20 protein-coding genes are annotated in these 24,356 nt (G+C 34.7%); 18 read left to right on the plus strand and 2 right to left on the minus strand.

Going from position 1 to position 24,356, the window contains the following annotated elements:
• The first annotated feature begins 287 nt into the window (after positions 1–287).
• The 14 genes from E0F91_RS18070 to E0F91_RS03600 all read left to right on the plus strand — a co-directional run bounded on the left by E0F91_RS18070 (position 288) and on the right by E0F91_RS03600 (position 15,433).
• A complete protein-coding gene (locus E0F91_RS18070) occupies positions 288–422 on the plus strand; it encodes a hypothetical protein (RefSeq protein WP_279432781.1) in 135 nt (44 codons plus the stop codon).
• A 225-nt stretch (positions 423–647) separates the two neighbouring features.
• Positions 648–923: a hypothetical protein gene (locus tag E0F91_RS03540; protein WP_132064977.1), complete on the plus strand. Its 276-nt coding sequence runs from the start codon at positions 648–650 to the stop codon at positions 921–923.
• A 3-nt stretch (positions 924–926) separates the two neighbouring features.
• The gene (locus tag E0F91_RS03545) at positions 927–1,763 is read left to right on the plus strand and encodes a DUF6671 family protein (protein ID WP_132064978.1); all 837 of its coding nucleotides are present in this window, start codon (positions 927–929) and stop codon (positions 1,761–1,763) included.
• Between the two features lie 7 nt (positions 1,764–1,770).
• Positions 1,771–2,730, plus strand: coding sequence for an L-threonylcarbamoyladenylate synthase (locus E0F91_RS03550; protein ID WP_132064979.1), 960 nt, complete (start codon positions 1,771–1,773; stop codon positions 2,728–2,730).
• Complete coding sequence (locus E0F91_RS03555; protein ID WP_132064980.1) at positions 2,730–4,073, plus strand: dihydroorotase; 1,344 nt, start codon at positions 2,730–2,732, stop codon at positions 4,071–4,073. Before E0F91_RS03550 ends, E0F91_RS03555 begins: the two co-directional genes overlap by 1 nt.
• A 70-nt stretch (positions 4,074–4,143) precedes the next feature.
• Complete coding sequence (locus E0F91_RS03560; protein WP_132064981.1) at positions 4,144–5,106, plus strand: sodium-dependent bicarbonate transport family permease; 963 nt, start codon at positions 4,144–4,146, stop codon at positions 5,104–5,106.
• A 216-nt stretch (positions 5,107–5,322) separates the two neighbouring features.
• Positions 5,323–7,098: an AMP-dependent synthetase/ligase gene (locus tag E0F91_RS03565; protein WP_132064982.1), complete on the plus strand. Its 1,776-nt coding sequence runs from the start codon at positions 5,323–5,325 to the stop codon at positions 7,096–7,098.
• Between the two features lie 21 nt (positions 7,099–7,119).
• Positions 7,120–8,175 (plus strand): proline iminopeptidase-family hydrolase, encoded by a 1,056-nt coding sequence (locus tag E0F91_RS03570; RefSeq protein ID WP_132064983.1) that lies wholly within the window; start codon positions 7,120–7,122, stop codon positions 8,173–8,175.
• Positions 8,176–8,627: 452 nt separating this feature from the next.
• Positions 8,628–9,137, plus strand: coding sequence for a MarR family winged helix-turn-helix transcriptional regulator (locus tag E0F91_RS03575; protein ID WP_132064984.1), 510 nt, complete (start codon positions 8,628–8,630; stop codon positions 9,135–9,137).
• Between the two features lie 44 nt (positions 9,138–9,181).
• The gene (locus tag E0F91_RS03580) at positions 9,182–11,572 is read left to right on the plus strand and encodes a 3-hydroxyacyl-CoA dehydrogenase/enoyl-CoA hydratase family protein (protein WP_132064985.1); all 2,391 of its coding nucleotides are present in this window, start codon (positions 9,182–9,184) and stop codon (positions 11,570–11,572) included.
• A gap of 63 nt (positions 11,573–11,635) precedes the next feature.
• Positions 11,636–11,992: a four helix bundle protein gene (locus E0F91_RS03585; RefSeq protein WP_132064986.1), complete on the plus strand. Its 357-nt coding sequence runs from the start codon at positions 11,636–11,638 to the stop codon at positions 11,990–11,992.
• Between the two features lie 56 nt (positions 11,993–12,048).
• Complete coding sequence (locus E0F91_RS03590; protein WP_132064987.1) at positions 12,049–13,230, plus strand: acetyl-CoA C-acyltransferase; 1,182 nt, start codon at positions 12,049–12,051, stop codon at positions 13,228–13,230.
• A 14-nt stretch (positions 13,231–13,244) separates the two neighbouring features.
• Positions 13,245–13,604: a four helix bundle protein gene (locus tag E0F91_RS03595; protein ID WP_424955332.1), complete on the plus strand. Its 360-nt coding sequence runs from the start codon at positions 13,245–13,247 to the stop codon at positions 13,602–13,604.
• Positions 13,605–13,642: 38 nt separating this feature from the next.
• Positions 13,643–15,433 carry an acyl-CoA dehydrogenase family protein gene (locus E0F91_RS03600; protein ID WP_132064989.1) on the plus strand — a complete coding sequence of 597 codons (1,791 nt, stop codon included), beginning with the start codon at positions 13,643–13,645 and terminating at the stop codon, positions 15,431–15,433.
• Between the two features lie 97 nt (positions 15,434–15,530).
• Here the strand turns inward: E0F91_RS03600 and E0F91_RS03605 are convergent, their stop codons facing one another.
• Positions 15,531–16,481, minus strand: a complete 951-nt coding sequence (locus E0F91_RS03605; RefSeq protein ID WP_132064990.1) for a YihY/virulence factor BrkB family protein — start codon at positions 16,479–16,481, stop codon at positions 15,531–15,533.
• A gap of 224 nt (positions 16,482–16,705) precedes the next feature.
• On the opposite strand from E0F91_RS03605, the gene E0F91_RS03610 reads away from it, so the two are divergent.
• On the plus strand, positions 16,706–17,233 hold the full coding sequence (locus tag E0F91_RS03610) for a superoxide dismutase family protein (RefSeq protein ID WP_132064991.1): 528 nt from the start codon (positions 16,706–16,708) through the stop codon (positions 17,231–17,233).
• A gap of 1,445 nt (positions 17,234–18,678) precedes the next feature.
• Here the strand turns inward: E0F91_RS03610 and E0F91_RS03615 are convergent.
• Positions 18,679–21,147, minus strand: a complete 2,469-nt coding sequence (locus tag E0F91_RS03615; protein ID WP_132064992.1) for a zinc-dependent metalloprotease — start codon at positions 21,145–21,147, stop codon at positions 18,679–18,681.
• A 1,180-nt stretch (positions 21,148–22,327) separates the two neighbouring features.
• Here E0F91_RS03615 and E0F91_RS03620 point away from each other — a divergent pair.
• From E0F91_RS03620 to E0F91_RS03630, 3 genes are all read left to right on the plus strand, one after another.
• Entirely contained in the window at positions 22,328–22,777 is a 450-nt protein-coding gene (locus E0F91_RS03620) for an endo-arabinase (RefSeq protein ID WP_132064993.1), read from the plus strand.
• Positions 22,778–22,865: 88 nt separating this feature from the next.
• Entirely contained in the window at positions 22,866–23,255 is a 390-nt protein-coding gene (locus E0F91_RS03625; protein WP_132064994.1) for a hypothetical protein, read from the plus strand.
• Between the two features lie 195 nt (positions 23,256–23,450).
• A complete protein-coding gene (locus E0F91_RS03630) occupies positions 23,451–24,323 on the plus strand; it encodes an HAEPLYID family protein (RefSeq protein WP_132064995.1) in 873 nt (290 codons plus the stop codon).
• Positions 24,324–24,356: the final 33 nt, after the last annotated feature.

Raw genomic sequence — 24,356 nt, forward strand, 5'->3', positions numbered from 1 at the left:
TAAAAAAGGAATTGCCGTACGCAAGCGTGCGCTGGAATTTGCTCTATATCATTTACTTTTCTAATATTTTGAATTAGTAACCAAATAATAGGATATTAATGACGTATGTAGGTGCTTATGACATTCGCTTAACTTTTGATAAACTATAAGTTAAGCGAAGTAATTCCAAATGTAAAGCAAAACTACCTTTAGCTTCACGAACAATAAAACATAAAAAATTAGTACTGCAAATCATATCTTTTATACTGCGCTATAATTGTCTTGCGTACTGCTAATTCAACATAAAAATGAGACTAACAAAATCTGCTATTAGAATAATGCTTTGGACTGCTGTTTTAATTTCAGCTTTAGTGGTCACCATACTAATTGACGACTTATTATCTGTAGAGCTTTCACAATCAAAAATTAGTATTGTACTGTAGTGTTCTTATTAATCCGAAATATATAAATTCCACGATAAAACATGAAACCAACAAAAATCTTTTTGACACTAATGCTCTGGACTGCTGTCTTGATTACAGCCATAATATGCATAATTCAGCTTGACGATTTAATATTGACCGAGTTATCTTATGCCGTAATTTTTATTGCGCTATTAAACCTTATTCGTCTGCCATCCTTTAATACTATTAAACCAATTTTCACAAATGGAAAAAATTCAAAAAATTCAATTGACTAAAGGGTTATTCACGAATGAAGAAGCCAAAGAAGTTTTATTTAATCTGATAAATACAAAAATTAATTTCCACAACCTCAAAAACTTTAGCAATGATATTCGATCAGGTACGGCTGATGAAGCTGGTTTAAAAAGAGTAGTAGAACTCACAGGAGCGAAAGCAACTATTGACCAAATTATAAGTTACGCTAAAAAAGAGAATCTAAAAATAAAAATAGATACCGATATCTTGATTACAATTGAATAACACATGTTCGCACAAAGAAAGTTACTCATTGCCACTATGCATGAGAAAGAAAAAGTAATAGCTCCCCTTTTTGAAAAAGAACTCGGTCTCCACTGTTTTGTTATTTCAGACTTTGATTCGGATTTACTGGGAACATTTACAGGCGAAATAGAACGTAAGGACGACCCCATTACAACTGTTAGAAATAAATGTCTAATGGCCTTAGCTCTGACAGATTGCGACATGGTAATTGCTACCGAAGGTTCCTTTGGATCTCATCCCTCCCTTTTTTTTGCTCACGCCAATGATGAAATAGTGCTATTCCTTGATAAAAAAAATAATTTAGAAATTATCGCCCGAGAATTGAGTCTCGAAACGAACTTTAATGGCGCTCAGATTGAAACTGTGATACAATTAAAGGAATTTGCTGACAAAGTAAATTTCCCTTCCCATGGTTTAATTGTAAGAAAAACAAAAGACGATTGTACTGAAGTTGAAAAAGGAATCACAGATTGGGAATCCCTAAATAGTATTTTTCAAAAATTTATACAGCAATTTGGCATGGCCTATATTGAAACGGACATGCGAGCAATGTATAACCCTACCCGGATGAAAGTAATTGAAAAGGCTACAAAAAAACTCATCGAAAAAATACAATCCTGTTGTCCAGAGTGCCACACACCAGGATTTGGAATTACTAATGCTAAAGTAGGTTTACCCTGCAGTTTATGCAACTGTCCCACTCGATCAACTTTAAGCTATAGTTATACTTGTCAGAAATGTTTTTTTACAAAAGAAGAAAAATATCCAAATAAAAAATTAACCGAAGATCCAATGTATTGTGATTTTTGCAATCCCTAAATAAATTATGATTAGCAATGATATTGAACTCGCTGTTGACCTCTTAAAAATGGAAGACATAATTGGTTTTCCTACAGAAACTGTTTACGGTTTAGCAGGAAATATCTACAGTGAAAAAGCAATTGATACCATTTACCGCACAAAGCAAAGACCCTCATTCAATCCTTTAATCGTACACATTAAAAAAATAGAGGATTTAAATAAAGTAGCCATAGAAATACCTGAATCTGCAAAAATTTTAGCAAAAAAATTTTGGCCAGGACCACTAACTCTTTTGCTAAAAAAACATGCATCGGTCCCAGATCGCATTACTGCTGGGAAGCCAACAGTGGCCGTTAGGATTCCAAATCATCCTGTTGCACTTTCCCTTTTGCACCAACTCGATTTTCCTTTAGCAGCTCCCAGTGCAAACCCATTTAGTTCCATTAGTCCAACTTCAGCGGAACATGTTCAGAACTATTTTGGAGACAAACTCAAGATGGTTTTAGATGGCGGTGTATGCAAAGCAGGAATAGAATCAACAATTGTTGGCTTTGATGACGATGAAATAATTATTTATCGTCTGGGAGCCATCTCAAAAGAAGAAATTGAAAATAGTGTAGGACCCGTATCTCTTTTAAACAAAAATGAAAACGCGCCTGAAGCGCCTGGCATGCTATCAAGACATTATGCTCCAAAATCGACTTTATTTTTAACAACTAACGTTTTAGAAAAAATCAAGCTGTTTTCAGGTAAAAAAATTGGTTTATTATTATTTAAAAAAACCGAAAAGAATCCAGCCGTTGTTTGCCAAATTAGTCTTTCTCCTTCCGGCAATTTACAAGAAGCGGCTTCAAATTTATACGCAGCTCTGCATGAACTTGATACAATGCAAATTGATGTTATCATTGCAGAACGTTTCCCTGATAATGACCTAGGAAGAACAATTAACGATCGATTAGAAAGAGCGTCCAAAACACATAACTAATGAGGATTTTAATTAAAAATGCTACTGTAGTCAATGAAGGTCAAATAAAAATTACTGATGTTTTAATTGTTGGAGAACGTATCGAAACCATTTCTAAAGACATTACTGATAAGGAAGCATACATCATAGAAGCAGAAGGATTGTACCTTTTGCCCGGTATTATTGATGATCAAGTCCATTTTAGAGAACCAGGGCTTACCAGTAAAGCAACAATTTATTCAGAATCTAAAGCAGCAGCTGCGGGCGGCATTACCTCATACATGGAAATGCCAAACACGATACCAAATACCTTGACCCAACAATTACTGGAAGATAAATACACCATTGCTTCTCAGACTTCTTTAGTCAATTATTCCTTTTTTATGGGAATTAACAAAGACAATTTAGAAGAAGCTTTGAAAACAGATACCGAAAATGTTTGCGGTATTACTGATGATGGACTTTATTTTAATAATGACGAAGGTATTTTGGCAAATTATCCTGATTTTTTAGAAAAACTCTTTTCGAGATCAGAGACACTTATTGCCCTGCATAGTGAAGATGACGCGATCATCAAAAGAAATACAGAATGGTACCGCAAACAATATGGTGCTGAAATTCCCTTTGATTGTCATCCTAAAATAAGAAACGAGGACGCGTGTGTGACCGCAACAGAACGAGTATTGAAAATAGCTCGAGAACACAACAACAGGCTGCATTTATTTCATATTTCTACTTTGGCAGAAGCCAATTTATTTGACAATACAACCCCAATAAGTGAAAAGCGAATCACAGCGGAGGCCTGCATTCATCATCTTTGGTTTTCAGACCATGATTATCAAAAATTAGGTTCTAAAATAAAATGGAATCCCGCTATAAAAACGGAACAAGATAAAAATGGTCTCTTACAATCGCTATTAGAAAATAGGTTAGACATCATTGCCACCGATCATGCACCTCATACCCTAAAAGAAAAATCAGGCACCTATTTTGAGGCTATGTCTGGAGGACCATTAGTGCAACATGCTTTGCCTGTAATGCTTGAATTGTTTCATCAAGGAAAGATTAGCTTAGAAAAAATTGTAGAAAAAATGTGCCACAATGTTGCTCTTATTTATAAAATTAAAGAAAGAGGATACATTCGCGAGGGCTATTTTGCTGATTTAGTGCTAGTAGACATCAATAAACCTTGGACAGTAACTCCAAATAATATTCTTTACAAATGCAAGTGGTCGCCTTTTGAAAATCAAGTATTTAAAAGTAAAATTATAAAAACAATAGTCAACGGAACAATTGTATTTAACAAGGGAGTATTTAATGAATCGAAAACCGGAATGAGATTGAAGTTTTCAAAAATCAGATAGCATTTTAAACATTGAATACATCTAAACCCTACAAATTAAATTAGTAACAAAATCAACGAATCAAAAAAAAATGAACCTTAATTTATTAATTGAAAATCTAACGAATCCGGCATTACTCTTTTTTGTACTAGGAATCATAGCAGTATATTTAAAAAGCGATTTAGAAATACCACCCAATTCCTCTAAATTTATCTCTCTATACCTACTTTTCTCCATAGGATTTAAAGGAGGGCAAGAATTATCACATGAAGTATTTACGAGCGAAATTGTTTGGTCCATGCTGTTTGGAATTTTCATCTCCTCCACAATCCCGCTCTACACTTTTTTTATTCTTAAACGAAAATTAAGTGTCTTTGATTCTGGAGCTATTGCTGCAGCTTATGGTTCCGTTAGTGCGGTAACTTTTGTCACAGCAGTTTCTTTTTTGGAGTCGCAACAATTAGCGCTACATGGTCACATGGTTGCTATAATGGCCTTAATGGAATCCCCTGCCATTATCATAGGCCTCGTTTTAATATCTTTTTTTAATAAAGATAAAACAACCACTATTGAAAAAAGTACTGTCCTTAAACATTCTTTAACAAACGGAAGTGTGTTGCTTATTCTTGGAAGTTTAGTAATTGGTTTCTTGGCCAGCGAAAAACAAGCGCAAGGTATTGAGCCCTTTACTAATGATCTATTTAAAGGCTTTCTGGCCATATTTTTATTAGATATGGGAATAACAAGTGGTCGAAAACTCAAATCATTCTTCTCATTTGGGTGGTTTCCTTTCCTTTTTGCAATTGTGATTCCTTTATTCAATGGATGCCTGTTTGCAATACTAAGCTCGATAGTGACAACGGACATAACCAATCGTTTTATTTTTGCCGTACTAGCCGCAAGTGCATCTTATATTGCTGTCCCTGCCGCAATGAAAATAACCGTTCCCAAAGCAAATCCTGGACTATTTTTACCTATGGCGCTGGCAGTAACTTTTCCAATAAATATTACGATAGGATTACCGCTGTATTTTCTCATAGTCCAAAATTTTTAAAAATTTTATGAAAAGTCCCTATTTAAATTTTCATTGCGCTTCTAATCATTTTTCGTGGGACGATTTTATATTTAAAATCAACTCTTTACACCTTAATCTCAGAAAACGATTTCGTTGTTTTTCAATAATCACCGAAAATTTTACGATATAATTTCCAATTTTTAATTTTTATCCCCATTTTTTTTTTAATTTGCAATCAAATCCAATAGTTTTATAATGATAAATATCACCCGCCTTTTTGATTTTCCTTATTATCAACAAGAAAAATACACTTCAATTCCAGATGCTTTAACAACAAAGCAAAATGGAGTTTGGATAAAAACTTCTACACAAGAATATATTGCCAAAGCCAATGCGGTATCGAGGGCGCTCTTGAAAATGAACGTTCAAAAAGACGATAAAATTGCCATTATTTCTACTAATAATAGAACAGAATGGAATATTATGGATATTGGTGTGTTGCAAACTGGTGCGCAAACCGTTCCAATTTACCCTACAATTTCTGAAGATGATTATGAATATATTCTGAACCACTCCGGTGCAATCTATTGTTTTGTATCGGATGTCGAAGTGCTTCGAAAAGTAAATCTAATTCGAAATAAAATTCCAAACGTAAAAGAAGTTTATTCATTTAACGAAATTGAAGGATGTAAAAACTGGAATGATTTATTGATTCTTGGTGTAGACACTGGCAATCAAAGTGAAGTTGAAAACCGTAAAAACAACGTAACAACAGAAGATTTAGCAACTATAATTTATACTTCGGGAACAACAGGAAAGCCGAAAGGCGTTATGCTTTCGCACAAAAATATTGTTTCAAATGTATTGGATAGTGCCTCAAGAATTCCTTTTGAAGCAGGTAAAAGTCGAGCCTTGAGCTTTCTCCCTATTTGCCATATTTTTGAAAGAATGATTTTGTATTTATACCAATACTATGGTGTATCGGTATATTTTGGAGAATCAATAGACAAAATTAGTGACAACATAAAAGAAGTAAAACCAACAGTAATTACTGCTGTTCCAAGACTTTTAGAAAAAGTATACGATAAAATCTATGCCAAAGGAACCGAGTTAACCGGCATCAAAAAGAAGCTATTCTTTTGGGCTATTGATTTAGGATTAATCTATGAGCCCTATGGTAAAAATGGATTTTGGTATGAATTCCAACTCAAAATTGCCCGTAAACTTATTTTCAGTAAATGGAAAGAAGGTTTGGGTGGAAATCTTGATTTAATGGTTTCTGGAAGTGCTGCTTTGCAACCAAGGCTAGCACGAATTTTTGCAGCAGCAGAAATTCCCGTAATGGAAGGGTACGGATTAACAGAAACATCCCCTGTAATCTCAGTTAATGATATTAGAAATGGTGGTTTCAGAGTAGGAACGGTGGGAAAAGTGATTGATAATGTAGAAGTACTCATTGCTGAAGATGGCGAAATCCTGTGCAAAGGACCAAACGTAATGATGGGCTATTACAAAGATGAAAAACTGACGAACGAAGTAATCACAGACGGATATTTCCACACCGGAGATATTGGGATTTTTGACAAAGACGGATTCTTGAAAATTACCGATCGTAAAAAAGAAATGTTCAAAACCTCAGGTGGAAAATACATAGCGCCGCAATTAATCGAAAATACGATGAAACAATCTCGTTTTATTGAACAAATCATGGTAATTGGTGATGGACAAAAAATGCCCGCAGCCTTTATTCAACCTAGTTTTGATTTTATCAAAGAATGGGCTGTTATACACGGAATCAATATTGGAAAAAGCAATGAAGAAATAATTGCCAACGAAAAAGTTATCGAGCGCATCCAACTTGAAGTGGATAAATTGAATGAAAAGTTTGGAAATTGGGAAAAAATAAAACGTTTTGAATTGACCCCAGATTTATGGTCTATTGAAGGTGGACAATTGACCCCAACACTAAAACTGAAACGAAAAATAGTAATGGAGAAATACATTGATTTGTTCCATAAAATCTACAACTAGTCGATACAAAATCGTTCTGTTATGAAACTAAAATTCTTTATCTGCTCCATCATAGGTGTGTTCTTATTTTCTAATTGTCAGGAAAAACCAAAGGAAGATTCTATCAAAGCAAGTTATTTAGATTTCTCCAAACGGGACGACCAACTCACGGGAGGTATCAAAATGATTCCGATTCAAACACCAAAAGGCACGTTTAAAGTCTGGACCAAACGAGTGGGCAACAATCCTAAAATAAAAGTGTTGTTGCTGCACGGCGGTCCCGGTTTGACACATGAATTATACGAAGCCTTTGACGGCTATTTCCCCAACGAAAGCATCGAATACATATATTATGACCAGTTGGGTTCGTATTACAGCGACCAACCTAACGACAACAGCTTATGGACCAATGAACGCTTTGTGGAAGAAGTCGAGCAAGTGCGCATCGCATTAGGATTAGACAGTTCTAATTTTTACCTAATGGGGCAATCTTGGGGCGGAATTCTAGCAATGGAATATGCGTTGAAATACCAAAAAAACCTAAAAGGCTTGATTATCTCGAATATGATGGCGAGTGCTCCTGAATACAATGCTTACGCAAAAGACGTTCTGGCACCTCAAATGGATCCTAAAATCCTAAAACAATTACAGGATATAGAAAAGAATAATGATTTTGACAATCCAAAATACAGCGAATTACTTTTTAAATATTACTACACGGAACACATTTTAAGAATGCCTCTTGAAGAATGGCCGGAATCCATCAACAGATGTTTCAAGCACATTAATCCAAATGTATATGTGTTTATGCAAGGCCAAAGCGAATTTGGAATGACTGGAAATGCCACTCTAAAAAATTGGGATGTCAAAGCAAGATTAAAAACACTTACCGTACCTACATTGAGTATTGGTTCTAAATACGACACGATGGATCCAGAGCACATGAAATGGATTGCTAATGAAGTTCAAAATGGGCGTTTCTTGTTTTGCCCTAACGGAAGCCACCTTTCACAATACGATGATCCTAAAACCTATTTCCCGGGTGTGATTCAATTCTTGAAAGATGTGGATCATGGGGAGTTTAGGAAAAGTAAATAGTAAAAATATTTATCATAAAAAAAACCACGAATTGCTGTTCGTGGTTTTTTGTTTTTAATTCATGACTATAATAATCCTCTAATCATTATTATAGTTCCTCCTTTGTCATACTGACAAAGGAAGTATCTCATCAACAGATTCTATAATTAATCCCGCCAATTTAACTACAATCCCCAATCAATCTCCTTTGCACAATTTGCGTAAGGGATGGAAGTGGCATCCTTTTATAAATCCCCATCCCGAAGCCTCGGGATTGGGATTTATAAAAGATACAACGAACAGCCCGACCCGCAGGGAAACGCCAAAAAAATTAATTACTCCTAAAAAAACAGCATAATTTCCTCTATTTCAGTAGAGTTTTTTTATATTTAATACTTTTTAACAAAAAAATAATTGAATATATTATGCATGCATAGTATTTTTTATTATATTTGAAAACGATATAGTTCCTTATGAAAGATAAAACAATAGATTATATTTTACGTGCCACTTGGCAAGCAGTGGCCAGAATGTATAATGAAGAAGCTTCTAAATACGATGCGAGCATGGCTACTGGTTTCGCTTTATTGAGTATTGATAAGGAAGGTGGAACGCCATCGACTTCTTTAGGTCCAAAAATGGGAATGGAAGCTACCAGCCTGACCAGAACCCTAAAATCGATGGAAGAAAAAGGATTAATCATTCGGAAGAAAAACCCTGTAGATGGCCGTGGCGTTTTGATTTACCTGACTGATTTTGGTAAAGAAAAAAGAGAATTATCAAAGAATACCGTATTGAAGTTTAATGAAACGGTGAAACAAACTATTTCGGCAGAGAAACTGCAGCACTTTATAGAAGTTGCGGAAACAATCAATGAATTAATTCAAGACAAAAATATATTTACGCACACGAGCGTCATCGAACTGGCGAAACAAACTGAAAAAACAGAAAATGATACTGCTGTAATTGATATTCATCAATAACAATAGCGCTGTCATTTTCTAATGAAAATCAAATATTATTTTATATGAAACGCACAATTAAAAAAGTTGCAGTAATTGGATCCGGAATTATGGGTTCAGGAATTGCCTGCCATTTTGCTAACATTGGAGTTGAAGTCCTATTATTAGACATTGTTCCAAGAGAACTGACCGAAGCGGAAGCTAAAAAAGGTCTTACCTTAGAAAGCAAAATAGTAAGAAACAGATTAGTGAACGAGCATTTGGCCAATTCCCTGAAATCGAAACCCTCTCCTATTTACAGTCAGAAATTTGCCAGCAGAATCACAACTGGAAATACCACGGATGACATGGCGAAAATCGCTACTGTGGATTGGATTATTGAGGTTGTAGTGGAACGTTTGGACATCAAGAAAATGGTTTTTGAACAAATTGAAAAATTCAGAAAACCGGGAACTTTAGTTACTTCAAACACATCCGGAATTCCAATTCACTTTATGAGTGAAGGACGAAGCGATGATTTCCAAAAACACTTCTGTGGGACCCACTTTTTTAACCCTGCGCGTTATTTAAAATTATTCGAAATCATTCCTGGCCCACAAACTTCAACTGAAGTTTTGGATTTCCTTACAGATTATGGTTCTCGATTTTTAGGAAAAACTTCGGTCGTGGCCAAAGATACTCCGGCATTTATTGGAAACCGAATCGGGATTTACGGAATTCAAAGTTTGTTTCATTTGGTAAAAGAAATGGGATTAACGATTGAAGAAGTCGATAAATTGACTGGTCCAGTTATTGGTCGACCAAAATCAGCTACTTTTAGAACGGTTGATGTAGTTGGATTAGATACTTTGGTACACGTTGCCAACGGAATTTATGAAAACTGCCCAAATGACGAACAACACGAGTTATTCAAACTTCCGGATTTCGTCAACAAAATGATGGAAAACAAATGGTTGGGAAGCAAAACAGGTCAAGGTTTTTATAAAAAAGTAGACAAAGATATTTTGTCTTTGGATTTAGATACTTTAGAATACCGTCCGGCTAAAAGAGCTTCATTTGCTACTTTGGAACTGACAAAAACGATTGATAAACCAATTGACCGTTTTAAAGTTTTGGTAAAAGGAAAAGACAAAGCAGGCGAATTCTACCGTAAAAGTTTTGCAGGAATGTTTGCTTACGTTTCGAACAGAATTCCTGAAATCTCAGATGAATTATACAAAATTGACGATGCGATGAAAGCCGGTTTTGGATGGGAAAATGGTCCTTTCGAAATTTGGGATGCCATTGGTGTTGCAAAAGGAATCGAAATCATGAAAGCGGAAGGTCTTGAACCAGCTGCTTGGGTAAATGATATGTTGGCTTCTGGAAGTACAAGCTTTTATTCTGTAAAAGAAGGAGCAACTTTTTTCTACAATATTCCAACAAAATCACAAACTAAAGTTCCGGGACAGGATTCCTTTATTATCCTGAACAACATTCGCGAAAGCAAAAAAGTGTGGAGCAATAGCGGTGCAATTATACAAGATTTAGGAGACGGAATTTTGAATTTAGAATTCCAATCTAAAATGAATACGATTGGTGGCGATGTTTTACAAGCTATCAATAAAGCGATTGATTTATCTGAAAAAGAATATCAAGGATTGGTTATTGGAAATCAAGCAGCGAATTTCTCTGTTGGAGCCAATATCGGAATGATTTTCATGATGGCAGTGGAACAAGAATATGATGAGTTGAATATGGCCATCAAAATGTTCCAAGACACGATGATGCGCGTTCGTTATTCTGGAATTCCTGTTGTGGTTGCGCCACACGGAATGACTTTTGGCGGTGGTTGCGAAATGAGCTTGCATGCGGATAAAGTAGTTGCTGCAGCAGAAACCTATATGGGATTAGTAGAATTTGGTGTCGGTGTACTTCCAGGTGGTGGTGGATCGAAAGAAATGGCGTTGAGAGCATCGGATTTATTTCATAAAAATGACGTAGAGTTGAATGTTCTACAAGAGTATTTCTTGACCATTGCGATGGCAAAAGTGTCTACTTCAGGTTACGAAGCTTTTGATACTGGACTTTTACAAAAAGGGAAAGATATTATTGTAGTGAATAAAGACCGTCAAATTGCTGAAGCAAAAAAACACGCTTTATTAATGGCAGAAGCCGGTTACACACAACCAATTCGAAGAACGGATGTAAAAGTTTTGGGTAAACAAGCTCTTGGAATGTTCTTAGTAGGAACAGACCAAATGGAAGCCGGAAAATACATCTCGGAACACGACAAGAAAATTGCTAATAAACTGGCGTATGTAATGGCTGGTGGAGATTTATCAGAACCAACTTTAGTGAGCGAGCAGTATTTATTGGACATTGAAAGAGAAGCTTTCTTATCTCTTTGTACAGAAAGAAAAACATTAGAAAGAATTCAATTTATGTTAACCAAAGGGAAACCGCTACGAAACTAGAAATTTGAGTATTAAGGTTTGAGTATTAAGTATCAAGAGTTAATAATTTAAGTAACGACAATTATGCACCAATTTGAAAAATTAAAAATCTGGCAAAAAGCAATGGACATTACTGAAAATGTTTATCGGGCTTGCACTACTCTACCTCAAGAAGAAAAATTCAATCTTACTAGTCAAATGAAAAGATGTTCAGTTTCAATACCTTCAAATATTGCAGAAGGCTCTGGAAGAAATTCTAAAAATGAATTTGCACATTTTTTAGGAATAGCTAATGGCTCAACTTTTGAATTGATAACTCAATTAATGATTTCTAAACGTCTTGGATTAATAGATGAATTAAAAATTACACCAATAATAAATGAATTAGTCGAGGTGAGTAATATGAATTTTGCACTTCAAAAAACACTAAAAAACCAATAATTATAACGATTGGGAAGTCTTAATACTTAATACTCCAATCTTAATACTTTTTATAAATGAAAACAGCCTATATAGTTAAAGCATACAGAACAGCCGTGGGGAAAGCTCCAAAAGGTGTGTTCAGATTCAAACGTCCTGATGAATTGGCAGCAGAAACCATCGAGTTCATGATGAATGAGTTGCCAGATTTCGACAAAAAACGTATTGATGACGTAATGGTAGGAAATGCAATGCCAGAAGCCGAACAAGGTTTAAACGTGGGACGATTGATTTCCTTAATGGGATTGAAAATTGAAGACGTTCCGGGTGTAACCGTAAATCGTTATTGCGCGTCTGGATTAGAAACAATTGGTATGGCTACAGCCAAAATACAATCGGGAATGGCAGATTGTATTATAGCCGGTGGTGCCGAAAGCATGAGTTTTATTCCAATGGGAGGCTATAAACCTACTCCGGATTATGCTGTTGCAAAAGCGGGTAACGAAGATTACTATTGGGGAATGGGACTAACTGCTGAAGCGGTTGCCAAACAATTCAATGTATCTCGTGCGGACCAAGATGAGTTTGCTTATAACTCACACATGAAAGCCTTGAAAGCACAAGCCGAAGGTAAATTTGACAAACAAATTGTTCCTATTACAGTAGAACAAACGTTTATCAACGAGAACGGTAAAAAAGAAACTAAATCGTATATCGTAAATAAAGATGAAGGTCCTAGAGCGGGAACTTCTGTAGAAGCTTTGGCAGGTTTAAGACCAGTTTTTGAAGCGAACGGAAGCGTAACTGCAGGAAACTCTTCTCAGATGAGTGATGGAGCAGCATTTGTTCTAATCATGAGCGAAGAAATGGTAAAAGAATTGAACCTTACTCCTATCGCCCGATTGGTAAACTTTGCATCTGCAGGAGTTGAACCAAGAATCATGGGAATTGGACCGGTAAAAGCAATTCCAAAAGCATTAAAACAAGCTGGATTAACGTTGAATGATATAGATTTAATTGAATTGAACGAAGCATTTGCATCACAAGCATTAGCAGTAACGAGAGAATTAAACCTAAATCCTGATATCATCAATGTCAATGGTGGAGCGATTGCATTAGGTCATCCACTGGGATGTACAGGTGCTAAACTTTCGGTTCAATTATTTGACGAAATGAAACGCAGAGGAAGTAAATACGGAATTGTGAGTATGTGTGTAGGAACTGGGCAAGGTTCAGCAGGGATTTACGAATTGCTTTAAATTTATTTTAAATGATGAATATTAAAGAGAATATAATTGCTACAAAAACTTTTGATTTTGCTTTGTCAATTGTAAATCTTTTCATTCAGCTTAAAAAAGAAAATGAATTCATTATTTCGAAACAAATACTAAGATCTGCAACAAGTATTGGAGCTAATGTTGAAGAAGCAATAGCAGCGCAATCAAGAAAAGATTTCATTCATAAAATGGCAATAGCTTCTAAAGAAGCAAGAGAAACTAAATATTGGTTGCGTTTATTAGAAAAATCAAACCTAACATCAATTTCGATGTCAAATTATTTAATTGAAATTGAACACATAATAAATATAATAACAAAAATTATTAAAACTTCTCAGGAAGACAATACAAAATAATTTAAAATTTATAATTCAAAATTTAAAATAATAAAGTCATGAGCGACAAAACAAGAGGTGGACAATTCCTCGTTAAAGAAACAAAATGCGAAGATATCTTCACACCAGAAGATTTTTCAGAAGAGCAATTAATGATGCGTGACTCTGTAAAAGAGTTTGTAGACAAAGAATTATGGGCACACAAAGATCGTTTTGAGAAAAAAGATTACGCCTATACAGAAGAAACCATGAGAAAAGCAGGGGATTTAGGACTTTTAGGAGTTGCTGTACCGGAAGCTTATGGAGGATTAGGAATGGGATTTGTTTCCACAATGTTGGTTTGTGATTATATTTCGGGAGCAACGGGATCTTTCTCAACTGCTTTTGGAGCGCATACCGGAATTGGAACAATGCCGATCACTTTGTACGGAACAGAAGAACAAAAACAAAAATACGTTCCTAAATTAGCTTCAGGCGAATGGTTTGGAGCCTACTGCTTGACAGAACCAGGCGCTGGATCGGATGCTAATTCTGGAAAAACAAAAGCCGTTTTATCTGAGGATGGAACACATTACAAAATCACAGGACAAAAAATGTGGATTTCAAATGCAGGATTTTGTTCTTTGTTTATCGTTTTCGCCCGTATTGGCGATGACAAAAATATTACTGGTTTTATCCTAGAAAACACTCCTGACAATGGAATTTCTATGGGTGAAGAAGAGCACAAATTAGGAATTCGTGCCTCTTCAACACGTCAAGTTTTCTTTAGTGAAACGAAAGTTCCTGTTGAAAACATGCTGTCAGAAAGAGGAAACGGTTTCAAAATTGCGATGAATGCTTTGAACGTAGGTCGTATCAAATTAGCAGCTGCTTGTTTGGACGCTCAGCGCAGAGTAATCTCAGGTTCAGTAAAATATGCTAATGAAAGAATCCAATTCAATACAGCAATTTCTCAGTTTGGTGCTATTCGTGCAAAACTAGCAGAAATGGCTACAAGTTGTTATGCTGGAGAAAGCGCTTCTTACCGTGCTGCTAAAGATATTGAAGATAGAATCATATCTCGTGAAGCCGAAGGAGTTTCACATCAAGAAGCAGAATTAAAAGGTGTTGAAGAATATGCAATCGAATGTTCTATCTTAAAAGTAGCTGTTTCTGAAGATGTACAAAACTGTGCCGATGAAGGAATTCAAATCTTTGGTGGAATGGGATTCTCTGAGGATACTCCGATGGAAAGTGCTTGGAGAGATGCCAGAATTGCACGTATTTATGAAGGAACAAACGAAATCAACAGAATGCTTTCAGTAGGAATGTTGATTAAAAAAGCAATGAAAGGGCATGTTGATTTATTAGGACCTGCAATGAAAGTTTCTGAAGAATTAATGGGAATTCCATCTTTTGAAACTCCTGATTATTCTGAATTATTTGCAGAAGAAAAAGAAATCGTTAGAAATTTGAAAAAATCATTCTTAATGGTTGCAGGAAGTGCTGTTCAAAAATTTGGTGCAGATTTAGACGCTCATCAGCAGTTATTGATGGCTGCTTCAGATATGTTGATTGAAGTCTATATGGCAGAAAGCACCATCTTACGTACTGAAAAACTAGTTAAAAAAGAAGGTGAGGCAAAGGTACAAGAGCAAATTGCAATGGCAAAATTATACTTATACAAAGCGGTAGATATTGTAAATCAAAAAGGAAAAGAAAGCATTATTTCTTTTGCCGAAGGCGATGAACAACGTATGATGCTTATGGGATTACGTCGTTTTACAAAATACACAAACATGCCGAATGTAGTGGCATTAAGAGAAACAATTACAGCAAAATTAGTAGCTGAAAATGAATATTGTTTCTAATAAAAATTAGTTTTTAGTTTTTTTTTAAACCGTCTTGTTCCTGAAAACAAGGCGGTTTTTTTATGCTTTTATAGTGTGCTTGGGAAAATTTATAATTCTATTCCTTCTCTTCATCTGGAATTACATCCGATTTTTTCTTTTTAATCTCAATCACTTCAACCTTAATACCAACGGCATAATCATTTGGAATAATTTTTTTTCCATGTGAATTTGCATAAACTTTAGTAAATTCGGCTCCAAAATATAAGATTATAGCCGAATAATACACCCAAATTAGAATAATTATAACGGATCCAGCTGCACCGTAAACAGTAGCAACGGTGGAGCTTCCTAAATAAAAACCAATTGCAAATTTACCGAACATGAAGAAGAACGATGTAAAACTGGAACCAATCAAAGCGTCTTTCCAAGCGATATTTCCATCTGGTAAAGTTTTAAAAATAATAGCAAACAAAATGGTTGTCGTTGCAAATAATATCAGAACATTGAAAATATAAAATATATAAACCGTGGTGTCCGGAAAATAAATAAGTAATCGTGTGTTGACAATATCCATTGCTGTGTTAACCATCAAACTGACCATTAATAAAAAACCAACAGATGCAATCATAGAAAATGACATCAATCTGTTTTTAATAAATTTCATGATTCCTTTATTGGGTTTTGCTTTTAAACCCCAAATATAATTAATGGAACTTTGTATTTCAGCAAACACACCTGACGCACCTACAAGTAACATTATACCTCCGAAAATAGCCGCAAAAGTATTACTCTCGGACAATTCAATATTTTTAATCGTTTCTTGTATTTGAATTGCAGCTTCGTTACCCACCATGCCATTGATTTGACCAAAAAAACGCCCTGTAACCGCTTCCCTTCCAAAGAAGAAACTAAAAATAGACAAAATAATAATCAATAAAGGCGGCAATGAAAATATGGTATAATACGATAATGAAGCACTTAATTTTATGGCATTGTCATCGTCAAATTCCTGATACGTGCGCTTGAGTAAACTCCAGCTAATGGTGGCTATTTCTCTGTGTTTCATTTATTTTTAATTCTTTTTTACTATTTTCTAAAAAGAAAAATTACAATTATATCGTTTACTATTATTAATACAACAGCAAAACTAGGACTTTTGTTCGTATTATAAACATTCCTTACAAAATTACAACGATATTGTTCACCAATTAGATGCTATTACCAAATTATTAGCAAGGGAATCTCCTGCTCAGCACTCCAAAATTTCTTATCTTTGAAATAAAACATATTATGAAAAAGTTAGTTTTACTATTTGGAATTGGGTTAGCCGTTTTAATTGGTTGCAAAACCAATACTTCCTTAAATAATGATAAAACATTAGTGATTGCTTTCGAATCAAAAAGCGAAAGTAATGTAACCGGAACAGCCACATTTGTAGAAAATAAAGGAACAGTGACGATGATCGCTAAATTAACGGGATTAACACCTGGAATTCATGCAATACATATTCATGAGAAGTCAGATTGTACAGCTGCTGACGGAAGTTCCGCGGGTGGACACTGGAATCCAACGTTTAAAAAACACGGAAAATTAGGAGAAGGCGAAGCGCATAAAGGAGATATCGGTAATTTTACTGCTGATGAAAAAGGAAATGGCACCATCACTTTTAGGACTAGTGAATGGGGCATTGGCTCTGCAGATGAAACTAAAAACATAATAGGAAAAGGTTTAATTGTGCATCAAGGTGCTGATGATTATGTGTCACAACCGGCCGGAAATGCTGGAGCAAGGGTTGCCTGCTCCGCTATTATCAAATAACATTTAAAATATTAATAGAATCCGTCTCATTAAACTACTCCCAAAATTTGTAATTAATTTTGAAACAAGCGGAGCTCGATATTCTTTCGGGCTCCGCTTGTTTCCATTTGATTTGAAGCTGTCATTAATGTGATACTCTAGATTCCGTGTAATTTGGATTAAATTAAATTTTTTAAAACAGAACAGCTAAGATTTAAATATTTCATATAAGTTTTCAATAATTACATTGCCTAAACAATTACCTTTTCTTGACATACTTTAAGTGATTCTTTTTTTAGCTTATCACTGCCGATATTGTCACATTTCATATTCTTTTTTGGCGGGCTGTATGGGTAAATACGTATTGTTAGGGATGATTTTAAGCACCTCATCTTAAATCATTTCCCAGATTAAACAAAAAACCGTTCGTATAATTTGAAGCTAATTATTTCTTGGTTAAATAAACCAATTCGCTATGATAAATAGACCTTTTACCTGATACATTTAATTCTATATTATCGATCGCTTACTCCTGATTCGGTTCCGGCACTTTAAAATTTATTTAAAATAAATTAGTAGTGTTTTACCTTATTCTCTTTTGCATGACTTGTATTTTTACTATTGCAGTAATACTTTGAATCCTACAAATTTCATTAGACTTAAAATAGTTTTAATGATTTATTAGTACTTATTGATAGTTGAGTTCACCAGAAATCCTACTTTAACCGTAACGAACTTTATGTTTGTGGTGAATACCTTGATTAACTCCTTTATTTTATGGTATCTATCAGTAAACCTACTTCATTTTTCATCTTAAAAACTACTTCTTACCATACTTGTACGCTTTAAAAGTAACCTTAAATCATACTCAAGCCTAAATTTTATTACGACTTACGTTTTTAACTTCCTCTTCGGCTTGACTTAAGGCCTGAAACTTTTTAGTTTGATATTCTTACAGCGAAAAATTTCTACTTCTTGTAATAGCTAACTTCTTCAAATAACGGTTTAACAGACTTTATTTTTTCGATTAAAATCACTCTTTTTTGTAAGTCAACCTCTTGCTTATTATTTTAATCCTTTAGCACCAAAATTAATGAAACCGCTTTTCCATTTTGCAACACTTGTTCCATCAGGAATATCAAATTTCACATAATAATTGCGCAATGACAAAGACTCTTTTTGATTTATATTTGAAAGAGACCCTATTCCTTTGATACTTTCTCGGCATTAAACCACTTTCTCCATATTAATTGTAGAATTAACCTACTTAGGTACACTAGGGTATTCAACCCCTTTTTAATTAGAAATATATTGATAAGAATAAATGATTTTATAATACTGATTTTGCCATTCAAGTTGAAATGCGTAATCCTATTTGACTTTTCTTCCCAAAAAAATACCCCCAAATAGTATAGCTTTTTGAGGGTAGTTTCGGATTTTTTAAAACACAATCACGTGAATTGCAATTATTTTGGATTTAGAATTAATTCGATTCTTTTGATAATATCCTCATAATGGTATTTTGTTTCTGTATTTACGGCTCTCGTTTTTGCAACTGACAAAGTACTTTTTAACGTGTTCAACTCACCTCTGACCAATCCTCTCACATCAGATTGTGCCACATTGTAAAAGTCAGAAGAGCGACCTGATTTGATTTCCTCTTTCATCAGATACCCCATTCTCTCGATGTAAGCACGTTGTAAGTTTCGTCTATAAATTGTTACATTGGTTGGCAAATCAGCTTCTTTCCAGATTCCTTTGCGCATATCCCCTAGTAAATCGAGTGCTTTATAATTAGCCGTTCCCAATATTTCTGCATCCATTAATCTCCCAATACGCTCAAAGCTCATCACACTATTTACATGTCGGGCTTGTAAGTTTCTGAACCGCTCTGTGTATCCAGAATAATCAATATTTTTCAAGGTATTCACATTGACCAACCAGGTAGGAGAAGCAAAAGCATTTGTTTGTAACCATTGCATGGCTTCTTGTTGTTTCGCTTTTGAAACAACATCATAAATAGTTCCGTTTTGATTTGGCTTTTTAGTAGTTTCATACACCCCTCCAACATTTGTAACTACATGACCTACGTACCTGCTCCAAACATCCAACATCTCTTTGTATAATTCGTCTAAATCTTCATAATCATTAGTAACATCACTAGTCCATTCTGATAAATGTGAGGCTACATACTGCAAGTTTTTGAGTCCATAAGTACTTGCTTTCATGGCATTATTCCCTATATCTTCAGTTTGTGAAGTAGGATCGAAACTGCTGCTTTGTTTCCCATATTTATAAATAATATTGTTAGATTTTTCCATGATCCATTGGTCTAATATAGGAACTTCATTCTCAGGTGATGTCACATTAGGAATTACTCTGTATCCCCAATTAGTGGCATAATGATCGTATGGCCCCATTTTACGGATAAAACGAATATTTTTATCTCCAGGTTGAGCAATGTAATTAAAACGTGCATAATCCATCAAACTGGCTGCGATTCCGCTTTTTTGTGTAAAGTCACCATCTCGGTAGCTTTCGGTATCATAAGCACAACTTGCCCCCATATTGTGAGGAAATCCAAGCGCATGTCCCACTTCGTGAGCGATAACCATACGCATCATTTCACCCATTTCTTCATCACTTGTATTTAATGTTCGTGCTGTTGGATTTGCAGCTCCCGTTTCTAATAAATACCGGTTTCTGTAGGAGCGCAAGTGGTTGTGGTACCAAATCACGTCGCTCTCGATAATTTCTCCTGTTCTTGGATCAGATACACTTGGTCCAACCGCATTACGCGTCGTACTCGCCACATACCGAATAACGGAATAGCGAATATCCTCTGGGCTGAAATCAGGATCTTGCTCCTTTGTTGGTGCATCTTTGGCAATAATAGCATTTTTAAAACCAGCTGTTTCAAAAGGCTTTTGCCAATCTTCAATACCTTGCTTGATGTACTTGCGCAGTTTTTCAGGAGTAGCAGGATCTAAGTAGTACACGATGGGTTTGATGGGTTCTACCAACTCCCCTTTTGCGTAAGCGACAGGATCTTTAGGTTCTAATTTCCAGCGGCGAATGTACGTTTTACTATCTGATTTTAATTCCTCACTTCCATAATCGATTTGGCTCATAGTAAACCACCCAACGCGCGGATCTGCTAGGCGCGGTTGCATCAATTTTTCAGGCAATAAAATCATCGATTGATTCATTTGAATACTGATCGTTTCTGCGTCTTCTTGACTTGGCGGCTTAGAAGCATTATAACTAAAATCTTGAATTACTTCAATATTTAATGGGAAACTTTTCATCGTATTGATAAAACTACGGGATTCATCCAGTCCTTTTACTTTATAGGTTTCTCTCATTTCAGCTGATAATCCGCTGATCGATTTTACATCTGTACCGTAAAATTTAGTTACATCAATAACCGTATTTGCAGAATCTTTACTAAATGCTACAATATCAAAAGCGAATAAAGTGGGTTCATAATTGTTAGATTTAACTGATATACTGATTGGCAAACTGTCATTGGCTACTGCGCTAAATGATTTCAATTTAATTAAGATTTTATCTTGAAAACGTTGCCAAACAATTAACTGCTCGTTCGTTTCGGATCCTGCATTTACATAGCCACCTCCAAGATTAGAGGGCAGTTTAGACAACCGACTTACTAAAAGCATGTCTTTATCTAAGTATTTATTCGGGATTTCGAAAAAATATTTTTTATCTACTTTGTGAACTGTAAACAAGCCTTCGTCTGAAATAGCCCCTTTAGTAATTACTTTGCTGTATTCCTTGATGGTAGGTTCTGGCTTCTTTTCCGGAGCGGGAAGCGTAACCGCGTTTTTATCTTTTTTCCTCTTGGATTGGGCAAATTGGGTGGTGGGTACTAACAATAGGGCTGCAATTGCAGTTAAAATGAAAAATTTCTTCATTTAGTGGTTATTTAATGGTTATTCAATATCAAAAATAATTTTTAGTGCCTTTAAACTGCATGTTAATCAATGTTTTAACTTTTAATTAACAACTGTTTTGTGTCAAATATTTTTTTCCTACTGTAATTCTCTGCTTTTTAGCCGCTAATTCCAATTGCATTTGATAAATATATTTTAAAGTGATTACAAGTTCTTACTGCTCTGCAATAATGGGTATTGTCAAAAGAATATTTCAAAAATTACTTTTGGTTCTTGTTTGTATCAAAGCAATACTTTATCCATTTTTGATGTTGTAGTTCAACACCAACCTGATTTATTTATTTTTCCTTGGCAACAAATCTATGGAGGCATTGATAAAAAGCGTATCCTTAAATCTTAATACGATCAGGTAGCCACACAGCCCACTTTTCAAAATTAATGGCAAAGTTCCTACTGATAAAAAGTATTTCTATAGTAGAGCACTTTATCCCCAATAGGAACCTGACTCAAGCTATTTAGGAGCTACGCATTGGAAATGGTTAGAGGAGGAACTGGAGAAACTCGCGTCTAATAGGTTAATTGGTTCAGCATCTCAGTATGGGGTTGAATACAATGGGAATGAAGGTTGGGGAAATTTTCAGCTGGAGCAAAAAAACCTTAACTATCATCAAAATACAAAAGCTAACAGATTTAGCAAAACCAAAAAAAATGAAATTAAAGGTCCAATTAAGGCAAATTGTTTTGTCTTAATTACAATCTGTTGGAAAATAAAATTCCAAAAATAAAAATAGAAGTTAGGCGCAGTACTGACAATCAGCGCACAGAATAAACGATTGGATTTGATAAAATTAGTTTTTGGTAAGTGCTACTGATTTTAGAAGAAAATCGAATCTAGAACAATAAAAAATATTACCAAAAACGGTTCTCGATATACGTCACTTCGAGTAATGGAGCGTATCGATAAGTTTTTTCCGTTTAACTGTACAAAAAAACTCTCGAATAGACGTTATTAATAATTACATCCAAAGGATTATAATAGTGTATTTTTACTTTGCTCTACCTAGAATTACAAAAGAACTAAGCTTTAGAATGACACATTGATAGTTGCTAATTTCTTTTTGGATGCTTTTTGCAAAATAAAATATCGTTTTTATTCTGGCAAGTTGAAACAGATTTTTAATAATACCTAAAAAACAACATAATGAATTGTAAATCATTAATTTATCTACTGGTAATAGCATCACTAATTGCTTGTAAGCAAAAGAGTGACGAATCAGAAAAGATCAAAAAACTATTAGAGACAGAATCAGCAACATGGAGAGCCAGAGATGGAAAAGCACATGCCGAATGCTGGCACATCCAGCCCTACAGTAGGATATTAGTTTCAACAGCAGATGGAAAAACTTTAGATATTCCTGCTATTGCCATGACCAATACCGATCCAAAATCTATGGGAAATGGTGGCTATTCAGTCAATACAAACTACAAAATGAGTATCAAAGAAAATAATGCTTGGGTAAGTCATGACGAAGTTTCTACCGCTAAAGATGGTAAAAGAAGTTACTCCCATGAAATTAGATTGGTAGAAAAAATAAAAGGGCAATGGAAATTAGTTGGGCAATCCATTCATGTCTATAAATCAGAACGATAGCAGCATTCCCAATAAGCTAAGATAAGTTTCACTTTATATTAACGAACATTTATCTATAGAATTGCATAATTTAATGTAATTATGCACCATGACAATAGACTTTCAAAATACTACATTCATACGCTATTTTTGGGGATTTATGTCCTTGTATGTTCTGAACTGTACCGTAGATTGTCCTAATGTTAATTCTTATTATGGTAAGGAGGATTTAACGTATAACGATCAGGAAAGTATTATAGAAATTTTTGTTGAAAAAATATTAGGATTCGAAGATGCAATCGCTGAGAACGAAGACAATGATATTGATAAAAGAATAGCGCACAAAACCACTATTTTACTAGATTTTTTTGTCCTACCAAGTACTGGTTTACACTTGAATAAAAAATACACCTATTTCAAACAAGACAACTTAGTTGAGTTAAACCGTTCTATTGGTATACCCTATTTTGAAATTCACACTCCTCCACCTGAGGTTTAGTTTGTTATTGACACCGATTATCTATTCCATGTAGTCCAATGAAAATTGGATTAATTTAACATTATATCGGTACTGTACACGTCCTGAAAGCATTCAGGAAAACTAAATTATACATACAATTGGTATCAAATCGCAAGTAACTGTCTTCTTTAGAAGATAAGGATACTTCGTTTTGGATCGTAAAAACAGATTAAAATGGTTCCTAAATTTTTAAAAACATACAAATTCGTCTTAGTTTTAACGGTGCTAACAATGGGTAGCTCTAAAGCACAAGAGAATGAAGCACAAAAAAAAAGCCTGGCAGATAGCCTTTACATACAAGAAGTAGAAAATCCAAGAAAACCAATTAAGGTTTTACATGCAGAGCCATTATACATTGACCTGATTAGAGATTTGGGAGCACTAAAAGGAGAAAAAGAATGGAATATAGGTATTGGAATGACTGATAATATTACGCATGATGAATACACGGCATTAGTAGAATATGAATGGGCTCCAATAAATAGATTAGGACTTGAAGTAGAATTACCCTTCTCAATTTACTATCCTACAAATGGCAACGCAGATACACCCGGAAGTAAACTCAATAGTATAAAATTAGCAGCACAATATACTTTTTTCGTTTCTGAAAAAAGGAAAACTTCAATGGCTGTCGGTTACATTCAAGAATTTGGATTGGCAGATTTTAAGAATTATGGAAATGACACTTTTTATACAGGAAATGGATACAATCCGTTTTTTGTAGCAGCCAAAAGATGGGGCCAAAATTTTCATACCTTACTCTATACAGGACCTCAATTTATACACCATTTTTCAGACAATGCAACAAGCACCAATTGGCAAATAAATTCCAATTTTCATTATATGATACCAGGAACAAGAAATTTTATTGGTATTGAGTTCAATAAAGAGCTAAAAAAGAATGATTTTGACATGACTATCAGACCTCAAATGCGAGTGGTAATTACTGATAATTTGCTTGTTGGAATTGTAACAGGTATTCCCATCAATAGGGAGAATCAAAGATTTAGTAGTTTTTTACGATTGATCTATGAACCTTCACATTAAATAAATAGTACAAAATATTTCCTGTTTAGCATA

The organism is Flavobacterium sandaracinum (assembly GCF_004349135.1).
Lineage (GTDB): Bacteria > Bacteroidota > Bacteroidia > Flavobacteriales > Flavobacteriaceae > Flavobacterium > Flavobacterium sandaracinum.

Coding starts and splice junctions, on each gene's coding strand:
- E0F91_RS18070 (WP_279432781.1), top strand. CDS start 288: ATGAGACTAACAAAATCTGCTATTAGAATAATGCTTTGGACTGCTGTT.
- E0F91_RS03540 (WP_132064977.1), top strand. CDS start 648: ATGGAAAAAATTCAAAAAATTCAATTGACTAAAGGGTTATTCACGAAT.
- E0F91_RS03545 (WP_132064978.1), top strand. CDS start 927: ATGTTCGCACAAAGAAAGTTACTCATTGCCACTATGCATGAGAAAGAA.
- E0F91_RS03550 (WP_132064979.1), top strand. CDS start 1,771: ATGATTAGCAATGATATTGAACTCGCTGTTGACCTCTTAAAAATGGAA.
- E0F91_RS03555 (WP_132064980.1), top strand. CDS start 2,730: ATGAGGATTTTAATTAAAAATGCTACTGTAGTCAATGAAGGTCAAATA.
- E0F91_RS03560 (WP_132064981.1), top strand. CDS start 4,144: ATGAACCTTAATTTATTAATTGAAAATCTAACGAATCCGGCATTACTC.
- E0F91_RS03565 (WP_132064982.1), top strand. CDS start 5,323: ATGATAAATATCACCCGCCTTTTTGATTTTCCTTATTATCAACAAGAA.
- E0F91_RS03570 (WP_132064983.1), top strand. CDS start 7,120: ATGAAACTAAAATTCTTTATCTGCTCCATCATAGGTGTGTTCTTATTT.
- E0F91_RS03575 (WP_132064984.1), top strand. CDS start 8,628: ATGAAAGATAAAACAATAGATTATATTTTACGTGCCACTTGGCAAGCA.
- E0F91_RS03580 (WP_132064985.1), top strand. CDS start 9,182: ATGAAACGCACAATTAAAAAAGTTGCAGTAATTGGATCCGGAATTATG.
- E0F91_RS03585 (WP_132064986.1), top strand. CDS start 11,636: ATGCACCAATTTGAAAAATTAAAAATCTGGCAAAAAGCAATGGACATT.
- E0F91_RS03590 (WP_132064987.1), top strand. CDS start 12,049: ATGAAAACAGCCTATATAGTTAAAGCATACAGAACAGCCGTGGGGAAA.
- E0F91_RS03595 (WP_424955332.1), top strand. CDS start 13,245: ATGAATATTAAAGAGAATATAATTGCTACAAAAACTTTTGATTTTGCT.
- E0F91_RS03600 (WP_132064989.1), top strand. CDS start 13,643: ATGAGCGACAAAACAAGAGGTGGACAATTCCTCGTTAAAGAAACAAAA.
- E0F91_RS03605 (WP_132064990.1), bottom strand. CDS start 16,481: ATGAAACACAGAGAAATAGCCACCATTAGCTGGAGTTTACTCAAGCGC.
- E0F91_RS03610 (WP_132064991.1), top strand. CDS start 16,706: ATGAAAAAGTTAGTTTTACTATTTGGAATTGGGTTAGCCGTTTTAATT.
- E0F91_RS03615 (WP_132064992.1), bottom strand. CDS start 21,147: ATGAAGAAATTTTTCATTTTAACTGCAATTGCAGCCCTATTGTTAGTA.
- E0F91_RS03620 (WP_132064993.1), top strand. CDS start 22,328: ATGAATTGTAAATCATTAATTTATCTACTGGTAATAGCATCACTAATT.
- E0F91_RS03625 (WP_132064994.1), top strand. CDS start 22,866: ATGACAATAGACTTTCAAAATACTACATTCATACGCTATTTTTGGGGA.
- E0F91_RS03630 (WP_132064995.1), top strand. CDS start 23,451: ATGGTTCCTAAATTTTTAAAAACATACAAATTCGTCTTAGTTTTAACG.